The organism is Arachnia propionica, from assembly GCF_003859805.1.
GTDB lineage: Bacteria > Actinomycetota > Actinomycetes > Propionibacteriales > Propionibacteriaceae > Arachnia > Arachnia propionica_C.
This window is the reverse complement of the sequence record NZ_RQZG01000005.1, coordinates 78,027-98,202: the sequence shown is the minus strand read 5'-3', so window position 1 is coordinate 98,202 and position 20,176 is coordinate 78,027. Positions and strand designations below refer to the sequence as shown.

General features: G+C 67.5%; 21 protein-coding genes and 1 pseudogene. 11 read left to right on the top strand and 11 right to left on the bottom strand.

Annotated features, from left to right (window positions below; translation table 11 throughout):
• The first annotated feature begins 10 nt into the window (after nucleotides 1–10).
• Both def and EII34_RS05895 read left to right on the top strand, forming a co-directional pair.
• Nucleotides 11–622: a peptide deformylase gene (def, locus tag EII34_RS05900; protein WP_124843898.1), complete on the top strand. Its 612-nt coding sequence runs from the start codon at nucleotides 11–13 to the stop codon at nucleotides 620–622.
• Nucleotides 622–3,063, top strand: a complete 2,442-nt coding sequence (locus EII34_RS05895) for an ExeM/NucH family extracellular endonuclease (RefSeq protein ID WP_124843896.1) — start codon at nucleotides 622–624, stop codon at nucleotides 3,061–3,063. Before def ends, EII34_RS05895 begins: the two co-directional genes overlap by 1 nt.
• On the opposite strand, the gene EII34_RS05890 is transcribed toward EII34_RS05895, so the two are convergent.
• Nucleotides 3,048–3,836 carry a TrmH family RNA methyltransferase gene (locus EII34_RS05890; RefSeq protein WP_124843894.1) on the bottom strand — a complete coding sequence of 263 codons (789 nt, stop codon included), beginning with the start codon at nucleotides 3,834–3,836 and terminating at the stop codon, nucleotides 3,048–3,050. The genes EII34_RS05895 and EII34_RS05890 overlap by 16 nt on opposite strands.
• Nucleotides 3,837–3,868: 32 nt before the next feature.
• Here EII34_RS05890 and EII34_RS05885 point away from each other — a divergent pair, with 32 nt between their 5' ends.
• The 3 genes from EII34_RS05885 to EII34_RS05875 are packed head-to-tail and all read left to right on the top strand — an operon-like array spanning nucleotide 3,869 to nucleotide 7,397.
• Nucleotides 3,869–5,044, top strand: coding sequence for a hypothetical protein (locus tag EII34_RS05885; protein ID WP_124843892.1), 1,176 nt, complete (start codon nucleotides 3,869–3,871; stop codon nucleotides 5,042–5,044).
• Nucleotides 5,041–6,441, top strand: a complete 1,401-nt coding sequence (locus EII34_RS05880) for an alpha/beta fold hydrolase (protein ID WP_124843890.1) — start codon at nucleotides 5,041–5,043, stop codon at nucleotides 6,439–6,441. The genes EII34_RS05885 and EII34_RS05880 overlap by 4 nt, the downstream gene beginning before the upstream one ends.
• A gap of 5 nt (nucleotides 6,442–6,446) precedes the next feature.
• Complete coding sequence (locus tag EII34_RS05875; RefSeq protein WP_124843888.1) at nucleotides 6,447–7,397, top strand: bile acid:sodium symporter family protein; 951 nt, start codon at nucleotides 6,447–6,449, stop codon at nucleotides 7,395–7,397.
• On the opposite strand, the gene EII34_RS16790 is transcribed toward EII34_RS05875, so the two are convergent.
• Genes EII34_RS16790 through EII34_RS05860 form a run of 3 tightly spaced genes read right to left on the bottom strand, consistent with a single transcriptional unit; the run spans nucleotide 7,360 to nucleotide 9,587 of the window.
• A complete protein-coding gene (locus tag EII34_RS16790; protein WP_395858075.1) occupies nucleotides 7,360–7,815 on the bottom strand; it encodes an SDR family oxidoreductase in 456 nt (151 codons plus the stop codon). The two genes, EII34_RS05875 and EII34_RS16790, sit on opposite strands and share 38 nt — an antisense overlap.
• A 12-nt stretch (nucleotides 7,816–7,827) precedes the next feature.
• Nucleotides 7,828–8,577, bottom strand: coding sequence for an ABC transporter permease (locus EII34_RS05865; RefSeq protein ID WP_185711200.1), 750 nt, complete (start codon nucleotides 8,575–8,577; stop codon nucleotides 7,828–7,830).
• Between the two features lie 11 nt (nucleotides 8,578–8,588).
• The gene (locus tag EII34_RS05860; RefSeq protein ID WP_124843884.1) at nucleotides 8,589–9,587 is read right to left on the bottom strand and encodes an ATP-binding cassette domain-containing protein; all 999 of its coding nucleotides are present in this window, start codon (nucleotides 9,585–9,587) and stop codon (nucleotides 8,589–8,591) included.
• A gap of 61 nt (nucleotides 9,588–9,648) precedes the next feature.
• Between EII34_RS05860 and EII34_RS05855 the strand changes: the two genes are divergently transcribed.
• Nucleotides 9,649–10,608, top strand: a complete 960-nt coding sequence (locus EII34_RS05855; protein WP_124843882.1) for a helix-turn-helix transcriptional regulator — start codon at nucleotides 9,649–9,651, stop codon at nucleotides 10,606–10,608.
• Nucleotides 10,609–10,896: 288 nt separating this feature from the next.
• Complete coding sequence (locus EII34_RS16480; protein ID WP_260425061.1) at nucleotides 10,897–11,031, top strand: hypothetical protein; 135 nt, start codon at nucleotides 10,897–10,899, stop codon at nucleotides 11,029–11,031.
• 160 nt (nucleotides 11,032–11,191) lie between these two features.
• Here EII34_RS16480 and EII34_RS16785 read toward each other — a convergent pair whose 3' ends face one another.
• Both EII34_RS16785 and EII34_RS16780 read right to left on the bottom strand, forming a co-directional pair.
• Complete coding sequence (locus EII34_RS16785; RefSeq protein WP_124843880.1) at nucleotides 11,192–11,557, bottom strand: transposase family protein; 366 nt, start codon at nucleotides 11,555–11,557, stop codon at nucleotides 11,192–11,194.
• A gap of 19 nt (nucleotides 11,558–11,576) precedes the next feature.
• Nucleotides 11,577–11,690: pseudogene (locus EII34_RS16780) on the bottom strand (transposase family protein); the annotation flags it as partial.
• Nucleotides 11,691–11,920: 230 nt separating this feature from the next.
• Here EII34_RS16780 and EII34_RS05840 point away from each other — a divergent pair.
• Nucleotides 11,921–12,394 (top strand): hypothetical protein, encoded by a 474-nt coding sequence (locus tag EII34_RS05840; protein WP_124843878.1) that lies wholly within the window; start codon nucleotides 11,921–11,923, stop codon nucleotides 12,392–12,394.
• On the top strand, nucleotides 12,391–12,864 hold the full coding sequence (locus EII34_RS05835; RefSeq protein ID WP_124843876.1) for a hypothetical protein: 474 nt from the start codon (nucleotides 12,391–12,393) through the stop codon (nucleotides 12,862–12,864). Before EII34_RS05840 ends, EII34_RS05835 begins: the two co-directional genes overlap by 4 nt.
• A gap of 206 nt (nucleotides 12,865–13,070) precedes the next feature.
• On the opposite strand, the gene fumC is transcribed toward EII34_RS05835, so the two are convergent.
• The 4 genes from fumC to fabG form a co-directional block, all read right to left on the bottom strand.
• On the bottom strand, nucleotides 13,071–14,474 hold the full coding sequence (fumC, locus tag EII34_RS05830) for a class II fumarate hydratase (protein ID WP_221620210.1): 1,404 nt from the start codon (nucleotides 14,472–14,474) through the stop codon (nucleotides 13,071–13,073).
• An 81-nt stretch (nucleotides 14,475–14,555) separates the two neighbouring features.
• Nucleotides 14,556–15,344: an ABC transporter ATP-binding protein gene (locus EII34_RS05825; protein ID WP_124843872.1), complete on the bottom strand. Its 789-nt coding sequence runs from the start codon at nucleotides 15,342–15,344 to the stop codon at nucleotides 14,556–14,558.
• A 20-nt stretch (nucleotides 15,345–15,364) separates the two neighbouring features.
• Entirely contained in the window at nucleotides 15,365–16,135 is a 771-nt protein-coding gene (gene fabI, locus EII34_RS05820; protein WP_124843870.1) for an enoyl-ACP reductase FabI, read from the bottom strand.
• Nucleotides 16,136–16,160: 25 nt separating this feature from the next.
• A complete protein-coding gene (gene fabG / locus EII34_RS05815; RefSeq protein WP_124843868.1) occupies nucleotides 16,161–16,868 on the bottom strand; it encodes a 3-oxoacyl-ACP reductase FabG in 708 nt (235 codons plus the stop codon).
• 38 nt (nucleotides 16,869–16,906) lie between these two features.
• Here fabG and EII34_RS05810 point away from each other — a divergent pair, with 38 nt between their 5' ends.
• Nucleotides 16,907–17,722 carry a putative RNA methyltransferase gene (locus EII34_RS05810; protein ID WP_124843866.1) on the top strand — a complete coding sequence of 272 codons (816 nt, stop codon included), beginning with the start codon at nucleotides 16,907–16,909 and terminating at the stop codon, nucleotides 17,720–17,722.
• Between the two features lie 36 nt (nucleotides 17,723–17,758).
• A complete protein-coding gene (locus EII34_RS05805) occupies nucleotides 17,759–19,138 on the top strand; it encodes an O-antigen ligase family protein (RefSeq protein ID WP_124843864.1) in 1,380 nt (459 codons plus the stop codon).
• On the opposite strand, the gene EII34_RS05800 is transcribed toward EII34_RS05805, so the two are convergent.
• On the bottom strand, nucleotides 19,119–20,096 hold the full coding sequence (locus EII34_RS05800; RefSeq protein WP_124843862.1) for a YveK family protein: 978 nt from the start codon (nucleotides 20,094–20,096) through the stop codon (nucleotides 19,119–19,121). The two genes, EII34_RS05805 and EII34_RS05800, sit on opposite strands and share 20 nt — an antisense overlap.
• Nucleotides 20,097–20,176: the final 80 nt, after the last annotated feature.

Sequence of the window (20,176 nt, the reverse complement as noted above, 5' to 3'; positions counted from 1 at the left end):
CGGGAGTTCCATGTCGCAAGACTTCACCACCGGCGGAAAGGTCCGCCCGATCACCCGTTGGGGCACCCCCGTGATGCATGCCCCGACCACAGCGGTGACCGAGTTCGGCGAGGAGCTCCACGAGCTGGTCCGGGACATGTTCGCCACCATGCGTGCCGCCGAGGGGGTGGGTCTGGCCGCGACGCAGGTGGGGATCGGGATGTCCGTGTTCGTCTACGAGTGCCCGGACGGTGATGACCGCATCCAGCGGGGGGTGGTGTGCAACCCGAGCGTGGAGCTTCCCACCGGGAAGGACCGCACCCTGGATCCGGCCGAGGAGGGATGCCTGTCGTGGCCCGGCGGCTACTCCAGCGTTCCGCGCCCCGACAAGGCCATCTGCCGTGGCCAGGATGCCTTCGGCAATGACGTCGAACTGGTGGGGACCGGGTTGTTGGCCCGGTGTTTCCAGCACGAGACCGACCACCTGAACGGCACCGTCTTCGGCGACCGCATCTCGGGGCGGGCCCGCAGGAAGCTCGACGAGCAGGTCGCCGACCTCGCCTGGCGCTACCCGGCCGACTGGCCGGTCTCCCCGAAGGCCACCTCGGCCCCCCGGCCCGGCACCGCGGCGGAGGACGAGTGATGAGGCGACTGCGCACCCTGACCGTCTCCGCCTGCGTGTTGGCCCTGACCCTGGGTGGACTCCCCGGTGCCACCGGCACCGCGGCCGCTGCTCCTGCCACCGACGTGATGATCAGCGTCTACCTCGAGGGTTCCGGGAACAACAAGGCCGTGGAGCTCCACAACCCGACCGCGGCCCCCATCCGGCTCACCGGGTACGGCCTCAACCTGTTCCCGAACGGGGCAGGCACCGCGCGCCGGAGCCTCGCCCTCGATGATCACACGATCCCTGCCGGTGGCCATCTGCTGGTGGTCAACTCCCAGGCCTCGGCCGAGCTCCGGTCGCGGGGTGGTCTCGAGAGTGGGGTCACCGCCTTCAACGGCGACGATGCCCTGACCCTCACCCGGGACGGTGCGGTCATCGACTCCGTGGGGCAGGTCGGAACCGACCCGGGAACCTCGTGGGAGGCCGGTGGTGTGGCCACCAAGGACATGACCCTGACCCGGAAGGGGTGCACCGTCGACATCGATCCGAGCGATGCCTACGATCCCTCGGTGGAGTTCACCGCCACCACCAGCGACGATCTCACCACGCTCGGCACCGTCACCTGTGCCGCGGGCTCCCCGCCACCGTCGCCCACACCGACCCCACCCGGAGGCGGGGTGACCCCCATCGCCGCGGTGCAGGGCAGTGGGGACGAGTCCCCCATGGTCGGCGCCACGGTCACCGTGGAGGGTGTCGTCGTGGGCGACTTCCAGGGCGAGGGTCAGTTCGGCGGGGTCTACCTCCAGGACGCGGGCGACGGTGACGAGAGCACCAGCGATGGCATCTTCGTCTTCGGCCGGGCCGTGGGTGAGGTGGCCGCGGGCGATGTGCTGCGGGTCACGGGCAAGGTCTCCGAGTTCAAGGGCCAGACCCAGATCACCCCGACAACGGTGACGAGACCGCCATCCTCCGACCTCACGATGCCCGCCCCGGTAGCGCTCTCCCTGCCACTCGGCGATGCCGAGCGCGTGGAGGGGATGCTGGTCACCTTCCCCGATGCCCTCACCATCGTCGAGTACCACAACTACGACCGGTTCGGGGAGATCGTCTACGCACCCGAGCGACAGTGGACCCCGACGGGGGTCGTCGAGCCCGGTGACGAGGCCCGGGCCCTGGCCGCGACGAACAAGGCCGCCCGGCTGGTGGTCGATGACGGGCGCGGTGTGCAGAACCCGAGCCCGGCCATCCATCCCGACGGGAAACCGCTGACGGCGGACCACGTCTTCCGTGGCGGTGACCGGGTGTCGGGGCTGACCGGGGTGATGAGCTGGTTCAACAACTCCTACAAGCTCCAGCCCACCACGGGCGCGACCTTCACCGTCGCGAATCCCCGCCCGGCCGTCCCCGCGAAGCAGGGCGATCTCCGCCTGGCCTCCTTCAACGTCCTCAACTACTTCACGACCCTCACCTCGGACAACGCCGCCGCCCGCGGCGCCGACACCCCGGAGGAGTTCGCGCGGCAGCAGGCGAAGATCGTCGCCGCCATGACGGAGATCGACGCCGACGTGTTCGGGTTGATGGAGATCGAGAACAACGGCACGGCCGTGGACAACCTCGTGGCCGCCCTCAACGACAAGGCCGGAGCCGACACCTTCGCCGCGGTGCACACCGGGGTCGTCGGTGGTGACGCGATCTTCCAGGCCTTCATCTACAAGCCCGCGGTCGTCGAGCCGGTGGGTGATGTCGCCACCCTCGACTTCGCGGATGGGAAGAACCGCCACTCACTGGTGCAGACCTTCCGCCACAAGAGCTCCGGCGAACTGGTCACGGTGAGTGTCAATCACCTGAAGTCGAAGGGGTCCGCCTGCAACGGCGACCCCGACCTGGGCGATGGTCAGGGCAACTGCAACCTCACCCGCACCAGTGCTGCGCAGCGCCTGGCCGAGTGGCTGCGCTCCGACCCCACAGGCCAGGGCGCCCAGGCCACGGTCATCATCGGTGATCTCAACTCCTACGACCACGAGGACCCGATCAGGGCCCTGACCGCCGCCGGTTTCCAGGACATGGAGAAGAAGTTCAGCGGGGAGCAGGCCTATTCCTACGTCTTCGACGGGATGGCGGGCTACCTCGACCACGCCCTGGCCAACGAGGCTGCGGCGCAGCGGATCGTCGACACCAGGTCCTGGCACATCAACGCTGACGAGGCGGACATCCTCGACTACGACATGAGCTTCAAGAAGCCCTCGGAGGCGGCCCTGTTCACCCCGTCCCCGTTCCGCTCCTCGGATCACGACCCGATCATCGTGAGCCTGCAACTGGGCTCGGCACCCCAGCCGCCCGCCCCTGCCCCCTCCGCCAAGCCGGAGCCCGCCCCCTCGGCCTCACCCGTGCCGCCGCCCACCCGGGTCTCGCCCGCCCGCCCGACACCTCCGTCGCCGCAGCCGGGCCTGCCCAGCACCGGTCACCGCAGCCAGTGAGCGAAGATGGCGGCGGCAGCGGCCACGTTGAGTGAGTCCACGCCCGCCGCCATCTCGACGGTGAGCCTCACCTCGGCGGCCGCCAGCCATTCCCGGCTCAGCCCGTGCCCCTCGGAGCCGAGCATCAGGGCCAGCTTCTCCGGGGCCCGGTACCCGGCGAGTTCAACGGCGTCGGGCGCGAGAGTGGTCGCGGCCAGGGTGAAGCCATGCTCCCGCAGCTGCTGCAGCTCGTTGACGGGATCGGACATCCGTCGCCAGCCCACCTGGAAACAGGCTCCCATGGAGGCCTTGACGGCCCGGCGGTAGAGGGGGTCGGCCCCGTCGGGGGAGATCAGCACGGCATCCCAGCCGAGTGCCGCGGCCACCCGGATGATGGCCCCGGTGTTGGCGTGGTCGACCAACCCCTCACACAGCAGCACCCGCCTGGCCCGGTGGATCACCTCCCACGGGGTCTCCTCGGGCCGTTCGAAGGCCGCGAGTGCTCCCCGGTGCACGTGGAAACCACTGATGGTCTCGATGAGGGCCTCCTCGGCGACCAGGCATGGCACCTCGGGCAGTTCCTCGAGGAGGTCAGCCAACCCCGGGAGCCACTTCGGGGCCAGCAGGAGGGACCGGGGCCGGGCCCCGGCCTCGAAGGCCCGCCGGATGATCTTCTCCCCCTCGGCGATGAAGATGCCCCGCTCCCCCTCCAGGCGACGACGCAGCTGCGAGTCGCGCAACGAGACGTAGTCGGCCAGTTCGGGGGCCTCACGGGAGGTGACCGGGATCTTCATGGCTGCAACCTACCGCCCGTATCCTGTGGTACGTGGTTCGTCGGTTCTTCGTGGTGTTCCTGGCGGTGAGCGGTCTGCTGGCCCTGACCCATGTGGCCCGTGCCACGATCCCAGGGCTTCGCGGCGACAGCACCGTTGCCCAGCAGGTCGCGTGGCTCCGGCAGGTCGCCCCCAGTGCTGCTCCCAGGATGCAGGAGCTGTTCCCGGAGGGCGAGTTCTTCACCTGGGCACTGACGGGACTGGCTGCTGGTCATCTCGCCCGGCAGGACATTGATCGACAGTCCCATCTGGAGCTGCTCGACGAGGCGATCACCCGGACCGGTCTGCCTGCGGTGACCCGCCGGTTCGGTACCCACCCCGGGCCCCTGCCCCACGGCACCTTTCATCACGGGTGGCGGTTGTTGCTCCTGACCGACCGTGCGGCACTGACCGGGGAGCCCAGCCATCTGGCCGAGATGAGCGACCAGGCCGAGGCCATCGTTGCTGCTCTGTCCCATGATCCCTTCCCCGACTCGTATCCGGGAGCCGCCTGGCCCTGCGATGTCGTGGTGGCGCTGGCAGCCGCACATCGTGCTGATGCGCTCCTCCCGGTGCCAGACCTGGCCCAGGTGACCCGGGACTGGTTCGTCGCTGCGGCCGGGCACCTCGATCCCGTGACCGGGCTGCTCGTCCACCGGATCGGGGATCAGCGTTCCCGGGCCACCTCGCAGTCGATCATCCAGACCTTCCTGCCGGACATCGATCCGGACCTGGCACGTACGCAGTGGCCCCGGTACAAGGAGCACTTCCTCACCCGGCGGCTGGGACTGGTCGGGATCCGCGAGCACCCCCACGGCATCGAGGGAGGCTCAGATGTCGACTCGGGGCCGCTCGTGGCAGGGGTCTCGCTCAGCGCCTCGGCCGTCACCCTGGCCGCGGCCCGTCGCAACGGCGACCACCGGCTCGCCACCGTGCTGGACCGGGAGGCCGAACTGGTCGGGCTGCCCCTGCCCCTGCCGGGTGGTCGGGCCAGTGCTCTCGGGCTGCTCCCCGTCGGGGATGCGTTCCTGGCCTGGGCGCGATCCGTCGAGCTGGCACCCGATACCGGTGCCGCCGCTCCTCAGCCCCGGTGGTGGCTGTTCTGGCTGCTGTCCCTGCTCCCGGTCGGGGGTGCCGCTGCCCTCGGGATTTCTGCCAGGGGCTCCCGAGCCGGGAGGATGGGGGTGTGAGAACACGTGTGCTGGAGATCGACGGGTTGCAGGTCGTCGCTCGGATCCACGGGTCCGGCCCTCAGACCTACGTCCTGGTCCACGGGCTCGGGATGTCGTCGTACTACTTCCGCCCGTTGGCTGAGCGGCTGGCACGTCGCGGCACCGTCGTCTCGGTGAACCTGCCCGGGTTCGGGCCGACCCGGGATCCGGACAAGACGCTGCGGATCGGACAGTTCGCGCGGGTCGCGCACCAGGCGACGGACCGACTGGGGCTGGGACCTGCGGTGTGGGTGGGGCACTCCATGGGAACCCAGATCGTCACGGAGGTGGCGCTGCAGCGCCCCGACCTCGTCCAACGGCTGGTGCTGCTGGCCCCGGTGGTCAACGAGGCCGAGAAGAACTTCCTCACGGTGTGCCTGCGCTTCACCCAGGCAGCCGTCCACGAGACCCTGCCCTCGGTGTTCGCCACGGCCCGGGCCTTCCTCAGGGCAGGCCCCAGGTACGTGGCGGAGATGGTGCCTGCGTTGTTGAACCACCCGTTGTCGCGACGCCTGGCCCAGGTGAGCTGCCCGGTGGTCCTGGTGGTGGGCGAGAAGGATGCCCTGACCCCACCGGACTGGGTGGCGAGGCTCAGGCAGTGCAACCCCGGGACCACGAGCCACACCGTCTTCGGGGCCTCGCACCAGATGATGCACACCCACGCCGATGAGACCGTCGCGGTCATCGCCGCCGACGAGACGCCACCGTGGCGACCGCGGTTGCGCCAGCTCACCGGGGAGCTCCTCCGTGGTCTGCGCCCCGGCAGGAGGATCCGTTCCACACCGAGCGGGTCCCCCGTGCTGCTGCTCCACGGGCTGTTGGAACGCCCCGGCCACCTGTGGCGGCTGGCCGATCACCTGGGTGCCCACGGGCACCGGGTCATCACCGTGCCGGGGCTGGGATGGAACATCGGTTCCCTGGAGCGCGGGTGGAGAGCCGCCCTCGAGGCGCTCGGCGAGCATCGTGACGTGGTGGTCGTCGCCCACTCCAAGGGTGGCCTCATCGGGAAGAGACTGTTGCTCGAGGCCGGGGACCAGGTGCGCGGCATGGTGACGGTGGCGACCCCGTTCCAGGGGTCGGTGTTGGCCACCGGCTTCTCCCGCACTCCCCTGCTGCGTCGCACCCCGTTGGGGCTGTTCGACCCGGAGGGCGACGAGCTGCGCGCCCTGGCCGCCGATGCCGACGTCGATCATCGGATCGTCTCCCTCATCCCGACCCGTGACCCGATCATCCCGGACGGGTCCCACCTGGCAGGGGCGACCAACGTGACCCTGCCCCAGGTCGGGCATTTCGCCCCCCTGCAGGATGAGGAGGTCTGGGCGCTCATCCGCCATCACGTCACGCGGCTGGCCGAGCACTCACCGGGTGGGGGGTGAGCATCGTGTTCTCGAAACTGAAGGACCCCTTCCTGCTGCTCATCCTGGTCTTCGCCGGGATCGGCTACCTCCTCCCGGTCTCCGGAGCATCCGCCGTCGTCCTGGGGTGGGTGACGAAGGCCGCGATCTTCATCCTCTTCCTCGGCTACGGGGCACGCCTGTCGGGGGCGGAGGCCTGGGCGGGGTTGAAGCACTGGAGACTCCACTGCACGATCCTGGCCTGCACCTTCGTGCTGTTCCCGCTCATCGGGGTCGGTCTGCTGCACCTGCCCTGGTACGGCACCGAGCTCGCCCTCGGACTGGCCTTCCTGACCCTGGTGCCCTCGACGGTGCAGTCGTCGATCACGTTCACCTCGATGGCGGGCGGCAATGTGGCGGGCGCCATCGTCTCGGCGACGGCGTCGAACCTGCTGGGGGTGGTGCTCACACCCCTGCTGGTGATGGCGATCCTCCCCACCACCGGCGCCGCCCCCATCGGCTGGGGCGCCTTCCTGGCCGTGATGGTGCAGCTGCTGCTCCCCTTCGTGCTGGGGCAGTGCTCGCGTCCCTGGACCGCGGAGTTCATGACGCGCCACAGGGCCCGGCTGAAGTGGCTGGACCAGGGCGTGATCTGTCTGGTCGTCTACGCCGCCTTCGCCGACTTCAGGGTGACCGGGGTCCGGGTCGGGGCGGGCGAGTTCGCCGTCATGCTGGCGCTGTGCCTGGTCATCCTGGCGTTCATGCTGCTGCTGACCGATCAGCTGGCGAAATGGCTCCGGTTTCCCCGGGACGACCGGGTCGCCATCGTCTTCTGCGGCACCAAGAAGTCCCTGGCCACCGGGGTCCCCATGGCCACGGTGCTGTTCGCCGGTCAACCGGTGGGACTCATCGTCTTCCCCCTCATGGTCTTCCACATGCTGCAGCTGGTGGCCTGTTCGATCATCGCCCAGCACTGGGCCTCAAGAACCGACACCTGAGCCCCCAGATGGGCAGCATGTTGGCCATGAACTCACCGGGCCGGACCATGGTCCACGCCAGCCCGCTGTCCTTGACTGCTGCTTCGACGGTTGAGTGGTGCCCGTAGTCAAAGCCGAGAGTGACTGCTGCCGCGGAGAGGACGACGATGTGCTGGACGCCGGTTTCTCGGGCTTGGCGAACAACTTCGGATGCGGTTTCTGGCACGCAGAATAAGAAGAGTGAGTCGATGTCGGTGAATGCGTCTCCGAGCGTCTGCGGAGCGGCGAGGTCGCCGGTTCGTACGGTTGCGCGGTTGCCGAGGAGTTCGTGGGCGCGGTCTGGTCTGCGAGGGCATGAAGGAGGCGCTGTCCGACCATGCCGGTGGCTCCGGTGATGAGAGTACGCATGATGTTGCTCCTGTGGTTGTGGGTTGGTGATCGAGATACGCGATTAGCGGCTAGTACTGCGCAGGGCACGGAGCCCTGCGAGGATTCCGAGGCCGGCGGTGAGGAGGGCGGCGAAGAATCCCCAGCCGACGTTGCCGGTCGTCAGCTGTCCGGCGAACAGGTCGCGCTCGGCGTTGACGACGTGGGCGAGGGGATTGGCGGCGGAGAGAACGCGCATCCATGCAGGTGCCCCGTCCAGCGGGAGGAGGATGCCGGAGAGGATCATGAGGGGGAAGAGCAGTGTCTGCTGCACGATCCAGAACATCCAGTCGTTCTTGCGGGTGACCAGGGCGAGGGTGTAGCTGAAGGCGCCGATACCTATCCCGATGATGCCCAGCAGGACCATTCCGAGGAGCAGTCCGAATGGGTTCGGGCGAAAGCCGAAGAACACAGTGGCGACGGTGATGACGACAGCCTGGATGACGATGGGGAAGAACTCCTTGAGCGACTTGCCCAGGAACAGCACGGGTCTGCTCAAGGGTGTGACGAGGATGCGCTCGAAGCTCCCGTCGATCATGTCGGCGTGCAACCCGGACCCCGCCCCTGCGGTACTGAATAGTGCGATCATGACCAGGATTCCGGGGACGAACCATGACAGGGACGTGCCCGCTTCGGCGTGGACCAAGGGGCCGAACAGCAGGAGGAAGAAGATGGGCTGGACGAGCCCGAAGATCAGGTAGAAGGGGTCAGCCAGGGTGGGCTTCAGCTCGCGTGCGGTCATCAGCACGCTGTCGTGGATAAGGCTTCGTTTCATGGGCGTTGTGGTCACTGAGACTCCTGGGCGGTCGTGGCGGCGTCGCGGAGGTTGCGGCCGGTGAGGGTGAGGAAAACGTCGTCGAGGGTGGGCTCGTGGGCATGCGCGCCGGTGACGGTGATGCCCTGCCGGGATGCGTGGCCGATCAGTGCGGGCAGCGTGGACCTCGCATCACGTACGCGGATGCGGACGCTGGTCGCATCGGAGGTCACGTCGAGGGCATCGGGGTGGCCATGGAGCCGTGATGCCACGTTGCGGGCGGTGGATTCGTCGGCGGTCTCCAGGACGATGTGGCTGCCGACGTGGGCTTGTTTGAGGTCCGTGGCGGTGCCGTCGGCGAGGATGCGCCCGTGGTCGACGATGAGGATGCGATCGGCCATGGCATCGGCCTCGTCTAGATAGTGCGTGGTGACCACGACGGTCATGCCGGTCTCGTCGCGGATCTGACGGATGTGGTTCCACAGGTTCGCTCGGTTCTGCGGGTCGAGCCCGGTGGTGGGTTCGTCGAGAAACAGCAGGCTCGGGTGATGCACCAGCCCCATCGCAAGGTCGAGACGGCGGCGCTGGCCGCCGGACATCTCCCGGGTCCGTCGCCGCTCCATCCCCTCCAGGCCGAACGTCTCGAACAACTCGGTCGCCCGACATGCTGCGGTGGCCCGGTCGGTGCCGTAGATACGAGCCTGGGCAATGACCTCGTCACGGGCGCGCTGCTTGTGTCCGGCGCTGTTGCCCTGCCCGACGTAACCGATCAGCGACCGCACCCGGCGGGCCTCCCGTGTCACGTCCATACCCGCCACACGTGCTGTGCCCGACGTGGGCGGCAGCAGAGTGGTGAGCATCTTCATCAGCGTGGTCTTGCCAGCCCCGTTGGGCCCGAGAACCGCAAGCGTCTGCCCGCGGGGGACGCGCATCGAGACGTCATCGACGGCGACCACGTCCTGCTTGTCGTGGCCGGGGTAGACGCGCCGCAGCGCGTCCACCTCGATCATGTCCTGTGTGTCGTGAACCATGACTCCAGCAAACACGCCGTTGTGGTCAGAATATGACCGGAAGGGATTGTAGGGTTATGGCATGTCGACGATCAGCGCTCGCGTCCTGGAACTCCTGACGCTCCTGCAAAGCCGACGGCACTGGAGCGGCGACGAACTCGCGCGCCGCCTGGAGATCAGCCCCCGCACCCTGCGCCGCGATGTCGAGAGCCTGCAAGACCTCGGCTACCCGATCACCACCACACGCGGCACCGGAGGCGGCTACCAACTCGCCCCCGGCGGCTCCCTACCACCACTGGTCCTCAACGAAGACGAAGCGACCGCCGTCGTCATCGCCATGAAGGACGCCGCAACCGGCAACCACCCGACCGAAGCGACCGCCGCCGTCACTGCACTCGCCAAGATCGTGCAAGTACTCCCCACCAAGATCCGACGCCGGATCGACTCCCTGCAACGAATGGCGACCCTGCCCGGCCCCTACGGCACACCCGCCACGGTGGACACGTCCGTACTCACAACGATTGCCCTCGCGGCCCGAGATCACGAAACAATCACCTTCGACTACACCGACGCCAAGGGCGCATCGACAAGCAGACGCGTCCACCCCCATCACGTGGTGTCCCTCGGCCAGCGGCTCTACCTCATCGCCCACGACCTCGACCGGGCCGACTGGCGCATCTTCCGCATCGACCGCGCCAGCAACCCAAACCGAACCCGACAAACCTTCACCCCAAAGCTCCTGCCCGTAGAGGACCCGGCCGAGTATGTCCGTAGTCGGCTCCACAAGGCATGGACCGTCTACGAGGTCACCGCGACCGCCGAGGCACCCGCAGCGGACGTGCAAGTCAGACTCGGTCGCTGGGGCGAGGCAACGCCCATCACTGAGAACTCGTGCGCCGTCCGGATCCCCACCGGCGACCTCGACTGGGCCACTTTCGCCCTCGCCGCACTCCACGCCACAATCACCATCCACGGACCCGAAGAAGCGATCACCCACGCCGCTGCCTGGGGCAGTCGCCTGACCGCCGCCGCCAACCCCTGATCGAGAGGCCACGCCTCTTGCAGATCGAGGGCGAAACGTCCCTTCGGCAACGCATTGACGCTGCACGGAGTGGTTGCCGAGAGTGCCTTCGCCGACAGGCCAGAACCTCGATCTGCAAGACGCGTGGCCCATCCCGGGGAAGTGGGCAGCGATGTCCACTTTGTCCTCGGGCTTGAGGAAGTGGTTAGCGACAGCGGGTATCAGAGGCGTTGCTGCTACTGCGCCACGACCTACCCCCACCAGCGCGACTCGGAAGCAACGTAGGAGGTCGCTGGTAGCCTTGGACACGTGACTATGGGCAACTCCAGACACGTCCTCTGCGCCGAGAAGTCAGATCCGATGATGCAGCACACCCCAAAGACCGACTTCGACTACCTCGTGTTCAACTCCGACATCGAACACCAGTTCGCCGAACTGCATTGACTCGCGCGAGGACGTCAAGCTGTTCATGAAACTGCCTGCCAAATTTAAGGGGGTTGTTCACGACAACACCTCTGCCGAAAAAATGCCTAGTCAGAGAAGCTTCGAGGTCTCGAGGCGGGCTGCGTGAATAACGCCCTGAGGGTGACCTGCCGCCCGAATATCAAGGCCACACTTCCCGCTGGTCGAGCCGCGAAGTGAAGCGAGCGTGTCGAGACCCTTGACACATGGTGCAGATACTCGAACCGAGCGAAATACCACAGGGATGAGACGGTGCCTGTGCACCAACTTGCAGGTTGCTTGCCTCAGGGTGCGGCGGGTTCAGGTGATGGGTATCGAGTGCGGTCACGTCGTGGGTGTTGCCGGTCAGGGGGTCGGAGACCCACAGGATGTCTCCTGTGAGGGAGGTCACGACCTGGATGTCGACCCCGGTGCTGTGGTGTTTCCCGGAGTAAGTCGGGGCGGGTGCGCCAGGACCAGCAGGGCAGGAGGGCGGTGTCTGTGGGGATGTCACCGATGGTGGGGACATGGTCGACCAGGGCTTCAGCGATCGCTGGGGTGAGGAGGGACACGGTACGGCTGATGCTGTGTTGGGACACACCGAACTCGTCAGCGATGTCGGCCTGGGTCCGGTTGGTACGCAAGTACTTGCAGACCGCCAGCAGGCTCGACGAAGACCCAGAACACTCGGGAGTCGTCGCGCGATGTCAGTGCCCTTGACACGGTCGAGGACGAAGACGAACTGCTCGCGGGTCAGACCTGTGCTACTCTTCATGATGAATGGTTTGTTTCCTGCGTTGGCGAGTATGGCTATTCAAGTCTTCCAGGAAACAGGCCGTTCACCTATGCGACACGCAGCGAAATGTCCCCCCCCCCCCCCCGAATAAACCTCATGAAACCAATGACGCGCAGCCCGCACCCCTGGTTCACCACAGGAAGACAGGAGACCACATGCACCCACACCGGGGGCACAGGAGTTGGCCGAGCACTTGGCCGCGGTTTCTTCGCCCTCGGCGTCGGACTCACCTGCACCAGTGAACACCAAAAGATGGACAAATGCTTCCGCGAAGAACACCCCGAACTGACCGCCGAAGAAAGAAACAACAAAGTCATCGAAACAGCCACCGTACGAACCGGATCACAAGTAGCAGCTTCCACCGTGGCGGGAGCAGCTGTCGGTTCACTGCTCCCTGTCGGGGGAACCACCGTTGACCTGGCCGTCGGGTTCGGAGTCGGATTGCTCATGGGGGCTGACCCTGACGGTGACGACAAGAGCGTCGGCGACAACTTCGCCGACGCCGGAGAAGCCGCCAGGAATGTTGGCAAGAATTTTTCAACCTCCACCAAAGGACTGTTCGGCGGATGAAGGAAAACCTTGTTCTCTTGGAAGGCCTCACCGGTGAAGCTCTAGAGATGTCCATCGGCTTTGCTCTCAGTGGCCTGATCGGCTTGGTGTATGGGTGGGTCTCATACACCGAATCCACCCCCCACTTCGTCATCAACTACAACGGGCGGTCCTGTCAACCACTTGCCACGCTCTACGGCGGCGGATTCATGCTGACCTTCGGAATGGTAGGACTGATCCTAGAGGTGGATGGACTGGAAGCCGCTATCCCCGACATCATCCTGGGGCTGATCGCCCTGACCTCCATACCCTGCATGATCATCTTCCTGCTCGGATTCTTCTTCTGGTTCCCACCCTTCCTGCTCCCACCGTGGTACCACAGAGCCCGCAAAGCAGGAGTCCCCCGCAACAACCCCTACGCCATGGGAGAGTTCAAAGCACTGTCTGTGGAGCAACAAAAAGCAGCCATCCAGAACCGGAAACGGCCCTGAGGTGGACCGTTCCTGCTCGACTCGAGTACCAGCACCTGGAGCCAAAGGTCTCGACACTCAGGCGCTGGGCGCCCTCAGCTCGACCAACGGGGGCAGTGCTTCATCGGAGCCATCGGTCTCGGAGTCACAGTCGAGAACCAGAGGCCCGCATGAGTGGTGGGTGGAGGCCACCTTGGCCTCCACCCACCACATTCACAGGGTCAGGGTCACTCGTCAGCGCTGGGCTGGGTCATGTCGGCCGGGACGACCCACTTGCCGTACTCCTCCTCGGTGACGTAGCCGAGCTCCAGTGCGGACTCCTTGAGCGAGATGCCCTTGTGGTGGGCGTTCTTCGCGATCTTGGAGGCCTTGTCGTAGCCGATGTGACGGTTGAGGGCCGTCACCTGCATGAGGTTTGTCTCCAGGTTCGCCTGGATCCGCTCCCGGTTCGGTTCGATGCCGTAGGCGCAGTTGGCGTCGAAGGACTCGCAGGCATCCCCCAGCAGCTGGATGGACTCCAGCACGCACCACGCCATGACCGGCTTGAACACGTTGAGCTGGAAGTTGCCCTGGGACCCGGCGAAACCGACGGTGGCGTCATTGCCGAAGACCTTCGTGGCGACCATCGTCATGGCCTCGGACTGGGTGGGGTTGACCTTGCCCGGCATGATCGAGGAGCCCGGCTCGTTCTCGGGGATGAGCAGCTCGCCGATGCCGTTGCGCGGTCCGGAGGCGTACCAGCGCACGTCGTTGGCGATCTTCATGAGCGCGTCGGCCAGCACCCGCAGGGCACCTGAGACCAGCACCAGGGCATCGTGGGCCCCGAGCGCGGCGAAGAGGTTGGCGGCCTGGGTGAACTCGATACCGGTCTCGGCCGAGATCTTCTCCGCGGTCAGCGCGCCGAACCGGGGATGGGCGTTGAGGCCGGTCCCGACGGCGGTGCCGCCGATGGCCAGCTCCCGGGCCCGGGAGTCGGCGTACTCGATGCCCTCCAAGGCGAAGTCGATCTGCGCCACCCAGCCGGAGAACACCTGTCCCAGCCGGATCGGGGTGGCGTCCTGGAGGTGGGTGCGGCCCACCATGATGACGTCGTGGTACTCCTTGGCCTTCGCATCGAGGGTGTCGCGGAGTTTGCGCACGCGCGGGTACATCGCGGCCAGCTCCTGGACCACGGCGATGTGCATGGCCGTGGGGAAGGTGTCGTTGGAGGACTGTCCCCGGTTGACGTGGTCGTTGGGGTGGACGGGGGTCTTGGAGCCCAGTTCACCGCCTGCCATCTCGATGGCGCGGTTGGAGACCACCTCGTTGACGTTCATGTTCGACTGGGTGCCGGAACCGGTCTGGAACACCACGAGCGGGAAGTGGTCGTCCAGGTCCCCTGCGATCACCTCGTCGGCCGCCTTCGCGATGAGGTCCGCGATGTCCTTCGGCAGCTCCCCCAGTTCCGCGTTGGCCAGGGCCGTCGACTTCTTCAGCACCCCGAGAGCCCGGATCATCGGCCTGCCCCAGACGAAGGTCTCCCGTCCGATGTCGAAGTTGTGGAGGGATCGTTCGGTCTGGGCACCCCAGTAACGATCCGAGGCCACCTCGACGGTGCCCATGGAGTCGGTCTCAGTACGAGGTGTGGTCACGGAAAGCTCCTTCGCTGTCAGGATGGGTTGATGCGGCCCAGCATACGCCCGGGACCACCCACGCCCGGCCCCTCCCCCGGGTCACCGCCGGGCGCGCGCTCCCCAACGGCCATCCGCACTGCGGGAGACCACCAGGTCCATCCCGAAGGCGGCGCTGAGATTGGCATCGGTGAGGGTCTCCTCGAGGGGGCCGGCTGCCAGCACCCTGGCACCGGCCATGAGCAGACAGTGGGTGACCCCGTCCGGGATCTCCTCAACGTGATGGGTCACCAGCATCGTCGCCGGGGCGCAGGGGTCCAGGAACAACTCCCCCAGGGTGGTGACCAGCGCCTCCCGGCCGGCGAGGTCCAGCCCGCTGGCGGGCTCGTCGAGCAGCAGCAGCTCGGGATCGGTCATGAGCGCCCGGGCGATCTGCACCCGTTTGCGTTCCCCCTCGGACAAGGTGCCGAAGGTCCGCTCCCACAGCTGATCCACACGAAGGGTGGTGAGCAGTTCCTTGGCCCGTTCCTCGTCCGCGGGATCGTACTCCTCCCGCCATCGTCCCACCACGGCCCAGGCCGCGGAGACCACGACGTCGAGCACCCGCTCGTGCGGTGGGATCCGCTCCGCCAGAGCCGAGGAGGTCAGCCCGATCCGGGGACGCAGCTCGAACACGTCGACGGTGCCCAGCACCTCACCGAGCAGCCCCACCACCCCGGCGGTGGGGTGCAGGTTGCCGGCCAGCACGCTGAGCAGGGTGGTCTTGCCGGCCCCGTTGGGCCCGATCAGGACCCAACGGTCGGTCTCGTTGATCTGGAGATCGACCGCATCGAGCAGGATCGCCCGCCCACGCCTGACCGTCACACCCGCGAGTTCCGCAACCGCTGTCATGCGGTCCACGTTACCGCGCCTCAGGCACCGGTGGAGTGAAGCCCCCCGTCGACGTGGATCATCTCTCCCGTCGTGGCGGGGAACCAGTCCGACAGCAGTGCCACGACGGCCTTCGCCGTCGGGGTGGCATCCTTCGGGTCCCAGCCGAGTGGAGCCCGCTGCCCCCAGATGTCGTTGAACTCATCCGCTCCGGGGATGGCGGTCTTGGCGATGGTGTCGATGGGCCCTGCGGCCACGAGGTTGGAGCGGATCCCCTCCGGGCCGAGGTAGCGGGCCAGGTAGCGGCTGGCCGACTCCAGGCCGGCCTTGGCCACCCCCATCCAGTCGTACTTCGGCCACGAGAAGCGGGCGTCGAAGGTGAGACCGACGACGGCAGCACCCGGCTTCATCATGGGACGACAGGCCATCGCCAACGACACGTAGGAGTAGGTGGAGGTGTTGAACGCGATGCCGACGTCCTTCCAGCTGGTTTCCAGGAAGGCACCGCCGAGGGCTCGTTCGGGGTTGGCGAAGGCGATGGAGTGGACGATGCCGTGCAGTTCGTCGAAGTGTTCACCGAGCTTGTCGGGCAGACCGGCCAGGTGCTCGGCATCGGTGACGTCGAGCTCGAGCACGGGTGGTGGGGTCTCCATCCGGCCGACCACCCGGCGGGTCAGGCCGACGGCGCGCCCGAGGTTGCTGACCACGACCCTGGCCCCCTCCCGCATCGCGATGTCCGCCACGTGGTAGGCGATGGAGGTGTTCATGGTCACTCCGGTGACCAGGATGTTCTTGCCTTCGAGGATTCCCATGAGATGTCCTGTTCGTGGTTGTTGGTCAGTGGCCCATGCCGAGGCCACCGTCGACGGGGATGACGGCACCGGAGACGTACCCGGCACCGGCCAGGAAGAGGGCCGCCTGCGCGACGTCCTCGGCCGCCCCGAGCCGCTTGGCCGGGGTCTGTTCGGTGTAACGCTTCACCAGGTCCTCACCGAGGACGGCGGTCATGTCGGTCTGGATGAACCCGGGGGTGATGACATTGGCGGTGATGTTGCGGCTGCCCAGTTCCCGGGTGAGGCTGCGCGCCATCCCGACCAGTGCGGACTTGGACGCGGCGTAGTTGACCTGACCGGGCGAACCCATCAACCCCACCACCGAGGAGATGAGGATGATGCGTCCGAACCGGGCCCTGGTCATGGGGCGTGCGGCGCGACGCACCATTCGGAAGGTACCGGTGAGGTTGGTGTCGATGACCGCATCCCAGTCCTCGTCGGACATGCGGGCCAGCAGTGTGTCCTTCGTGATGCCGGCGTTGGCGACGAGCACTCCGACGGTGCCGAGTTCAGCCTCGACGCGGTCGAACGCGGCGTCTACCTGGGCCTGGTCGGTGATGTCGCACTCGACGGGGAACACGCCATCCGGCACCTCCCCACCCGCGCGATGGGTGCCCGCGACGGGGTGTCCGGCGGCCACGAACTGTTCGGCGATGACGCGGCCGATGCCGCGGGTCGCCCCGGTGACGAGAACAACAGGCTTGTCTTGCACACCCCCAACCTACCGCGTGACGCATAGGGTGGGTGGGTGTGAGATCCTCCAAACTCTCCGGCCTGGCTTTGGTGGCCGACTGGTTGGCCTGCCCCGTGTGTCGGGGTCCTGTCGGACTCGAGGACGCCGTGCTGGTCTGTGGGCGGGGACACCGGTTCGACGTCGCCAGGCAGGGGTATGTGAACCTGGCCCTGCGGGCCGCTCCCCGCAACGCCGACACCGCCGAGATGGTCGTGGCCAGGGATCGTTTCCTGGGCTCCGGGTGGTACCGGCCGCTCACCGATGCGGTGGTGCAGGCATTGAGTGCTCGGCATCGGGTGGCGGAGGTCGGGGCAGGGACCGCCCATCATCTGCGTGCCCACCTGGAGGCCACCCCCGGGGCGGCGGGGCTGGCCACCGACGTCTCCCCCGCGGCGTGCCGACACGCCGCCCGCCAGCACGACCGGTTGGGAGTGGTCGTCGCGGACACCTGGGCGGGGCTCCCGGTCCGCGACGCAGTGCTGGATGCCGTGCTGTGCGTCTTCGCCCCACGCAACCCTGATGAGTTCACCCGGGTGCTCACCGTCGATGGGCTGCTCCTCATGGTGACCCCGGGGCCTCGGCACCTGGCCGAGTTGCGTGACGGGCTCGGGCTGCTCGGCATCGAGGCGGAGAAGCTGTCCCGGCTGGACCAGTCCCTGTCCGCCTTCACCCTCCGGGACCGCCAGGAGGTCACCTTCCCACTCAGGCTCGACGCCGATGCGGCTCGGGACCTGGTCCGGATGGGGCCGAACGCCTTCCACGATCACCTGCTGCCCACCGAGGTGGCCACGAGGGCCTCGTTCACCCTCAGCTCCTACACCAGGGATCGCTGAATCGGCTTCTGGTCCACGCACGAATACAATGACCGGGTGCTGCGCTTCGTCCCCGACCCCTCCAGGCAGGTCTCCCGCCGCCCCTGGGATCCGTGGACCCGCACGGCACTGGCGGTGATCTCCGTCATCCTGCTGGCTGCCACGATCGCCGTGATGGAGACCCCGGTGGGACGCACCGGTCTCAGCGCCTTCACGGTTCTCCTGGCCCCGGCGTTGTCCGTTCTCGTGCTGGCCACCCTCCTGCACCGCAGCGGCCGGATCCGCACCGCGCCGCCGTCCCGGGCACTCGTGGTGGGAGCGGGCAGCTTCGTGCTGCTGCTGGGCTGGGCAGCGGCGACCGTACCGATGTCGGAACCGCGGGTCAGTGTGGCCTGGGGAGATCCCGACACCGCGGTTCGGGTCCCGCTGATCTTCCTGCTCGGCCCGCTGCTCACCGCACTGATGACCGTGGCGACGGCGGTGCTCGCGGTCGGGCTGGTCCATCCGAGGCGGCTGTTCCACGCCGCGTGGTGGCTCAGCATGGCGAGCGCCGTCGTGACCCCCCTCGGAGTGGCCTGGGAGGCGGCGAACAACGATCTCTACGGCCGACTTGCCACCCGCGTCGGTGGGGCCGCGGTGCTGCACATCGCCCTGCTGCTCGCCCTGGCGGTCTGTCTCGGGGCAGCGCTGCAGGGGTATCGGCGGCTGCTGTCCTGCCTGGGTGCCCTGGCCCACCTCGGCTACCTCCTGGCGACGGGAGCCAGGGCAGGACTCATCACGCTGGCCGTCTTCATGGCCCTGATGACCGTCACGACGGTGGTGGGCTCGGTGCGCTCCCGCCCCCAGCTCATCCCCCTGTTCACCTCCGGCGTGGTCGTGGTCTTCAGCGGGTTCGCGGTCGTCGCGATGCGTGTGTTGACCACCCGTGGCTTCGACCCGACCGGTGGTGGTCGCACGGAGACCTGGGCCTACGGTCTGGCCCAGAGCTTCTCCTCACTTCCCCGAACCGTGTTCGGGATGGGCTACGGCGTCCTGTGGCCGTGGTACGGCTTCGAGGCCAAGGTGGTGCCCCAGCCGGGTGCCCACTACGACAAGCAGATGCCGGGTGGGCTCACCCTGTCGCACGCCCACAACCTCTACGTGGCGGTCCTCGCCGAGCTGGGGCTGGTGGGCTTGATCGCGCTGCTGGTCGTGGTGGCGGTGACCCTGTGGACACTCCTGAGCGCGAAGGGGCCCTTCGAGAAGACCCTCGCCGCTGCCCTGACCGCATCCCTCGTCGGTTTCGCCTTCGACACCGTGCTGATCAAGAACTTCCCGGTCAGTCTCATCTGGTGGTTGGCGCTGGCGGCCCTGCTCACGATGCAGAGCCACCGACGTCGGGAGGAGCAGCGCCACCTCGCCTGGGAGCAGGCGCTGCTCAGGATCGGGGTTCGTTGACCACGACGAGGGCCGCCAGGTCCGCGCCGGTCGCAGCCAGCAGCGCCGCCTGCTCCCTGACCTTCGACAGCTGATCCCGTGGGTTGACCACGAGTGCGGTGACGGCCCCGTGCGCGACGGCGGCCACCAGGTCACCGTCCTGCCCGTCGGCGCTGACCGTCATGGAGTCCAGCCTCGGACCCAACGCCTCGGTCACCCCTTGGGACCAGGGCCCCAGGTTCACCCGTGACCCACTGCCGACCAGCGCGACGGCTCCCCCGGCCGTGTCGATCCGTTGGCCCAGCACGGCTGCCAGTTGCTGGGTGGCCAGGGCATTGGGACGGGCCCGCATGACGTGGACCCCCTTCATCCCGACGAGGCCTGCCCCGGAACCGACCACCGGGCGGAAGGCCGCGAGCAGACCGACGAGGGCGAGTCCGGCCACCAGGCCGAGGCTGGCCCCTGCCACCACCAGGGTCCGGGTGCTGAAGTTGTCTGAGGAGACCACGACGGGCACGTCGATGGGGCGGGCCTGGATGATCGGCGGGTCCACGGGATGCAGTTCCGCGATCTCGAGGGCCACCTCCTCGGCCACGAGTTCCGCGACACGCCTGGCCAGCATCGGGTCGTCCTGGGTGACCCGGACCACCAGGAGCTGTTCCGCGGCCGAGGCCACGACGGATCCGCTGACCTGTTCCGGGATCGCACCCTGGATGCGGGAGGCGACCCGTTCGGCCACCGGGGTGGAGGCAGCGAGCGCCTGGTACAGGGTCATCTCGGAGCGGACCATCGTGGTGATCCGGCCGGCCTCCTCCGCGTCGGTGACGCCGACCGCGACGACCGAGACCCGGGAGGTGGCGGTGTACGACGGGGTGGCACCGATCCCGAGGGTGGCCCCGAGCACCCCACCGGCGAGGGCGCACCCCACCAGGAGCAACCAGTGCCTGACGAACACCGATGTGAGGTCACGGAGGTTCATGGTTCTCCAAAGGACGATACGGGGGACACGACCGGAGTCTAGCGCCAGTTCGTTATGAAAGCGTAATACTCGAGCATCTC

Bases quoted from the DNA above. Each gene is read 5' to 3' on its own strand.
- fabI (WP_124843870.1), bottom strand. From the start codon at position 16,135: ATGGGAATCCTCGAAGGCAAGAACATCCTGGTCACCGGAGTGACCATG.
- EII34_RS05855 (WP_124843882.1), top strand. From the start codon at position 9,649: ATGTCGACGATCAGCGCTCGCGTCCTGGAACTCCTGACGCTCCTGCAA.
- EII34_RS05825 (WP_124843872.1), bottom strand. From the start codon at position 15,344: ATGACAGCGGTTGCGGAACTCGCGGGTGTGACGGTCAGGCGTGGGCGG.
- EII34_RS16785 (WP_124843880.1), bottom strand. From the start codon at position 11,557: ATGTCCCCACCATCGGTGACATCCCCACAGACACCGCCCTCCTGCCCT.
- EII34_RS05895 (WP_124843896.1), top strand. From the start codon at position 622: ATGAGGCGACTGCGCACCCTGACCGTCTCCGCCTGCGTGTTGGCCCTG.
- EII34_RS05890 (WP_124843894.1), bottom strand. From the start codon at position 3,836: ATGAAGATCCCGGTCACCTCCCGTGAGGCCCCCGAACTGGCCGACTAC.
- EII34_RS05860 (WP_124843884.1), bottom strand. From the start codon at position 9,587: ATGGTTCACGACACACAGGACATGATCGAGGTGGACGCGCTGCGGCGC.
- EII34_RS05800 (WP_124843862.1), bottom strand. From the start codon at position 20,096: ATGAACCTCCGTGACCTCACATCGGTGTTCGTCAGGCACTGGTTGCTC.
- EII34_RS05865 (WP_185711200.1), bottom strand. From the start codon at position 8,577: ATGAAACGAAGCCTTATCCACGACAGCGTGCTGATGACCGCACGCGAG.
- EII34_RS05835 (WP_124843876.1), top strand. From the start codon at position 12,391: ATGAAGGAAAACCTTGTTCTCTTGGAAGGCCTCACCGGTGAAGCTCTA.
- def (WP_124843898.1), top strand. From the start codon at position 11: ATGTCGCAAGACTTCACCACCGGCGGAAAGGTCCGCCCGATCACCCGT.
- EII34_RS05840 (WP_124843878.1), top strand. From the start codon at position 11,921: ATGAAACCAATGACGCGCAGCCCGCACCCCTGGTTCACCACAGGAAGA.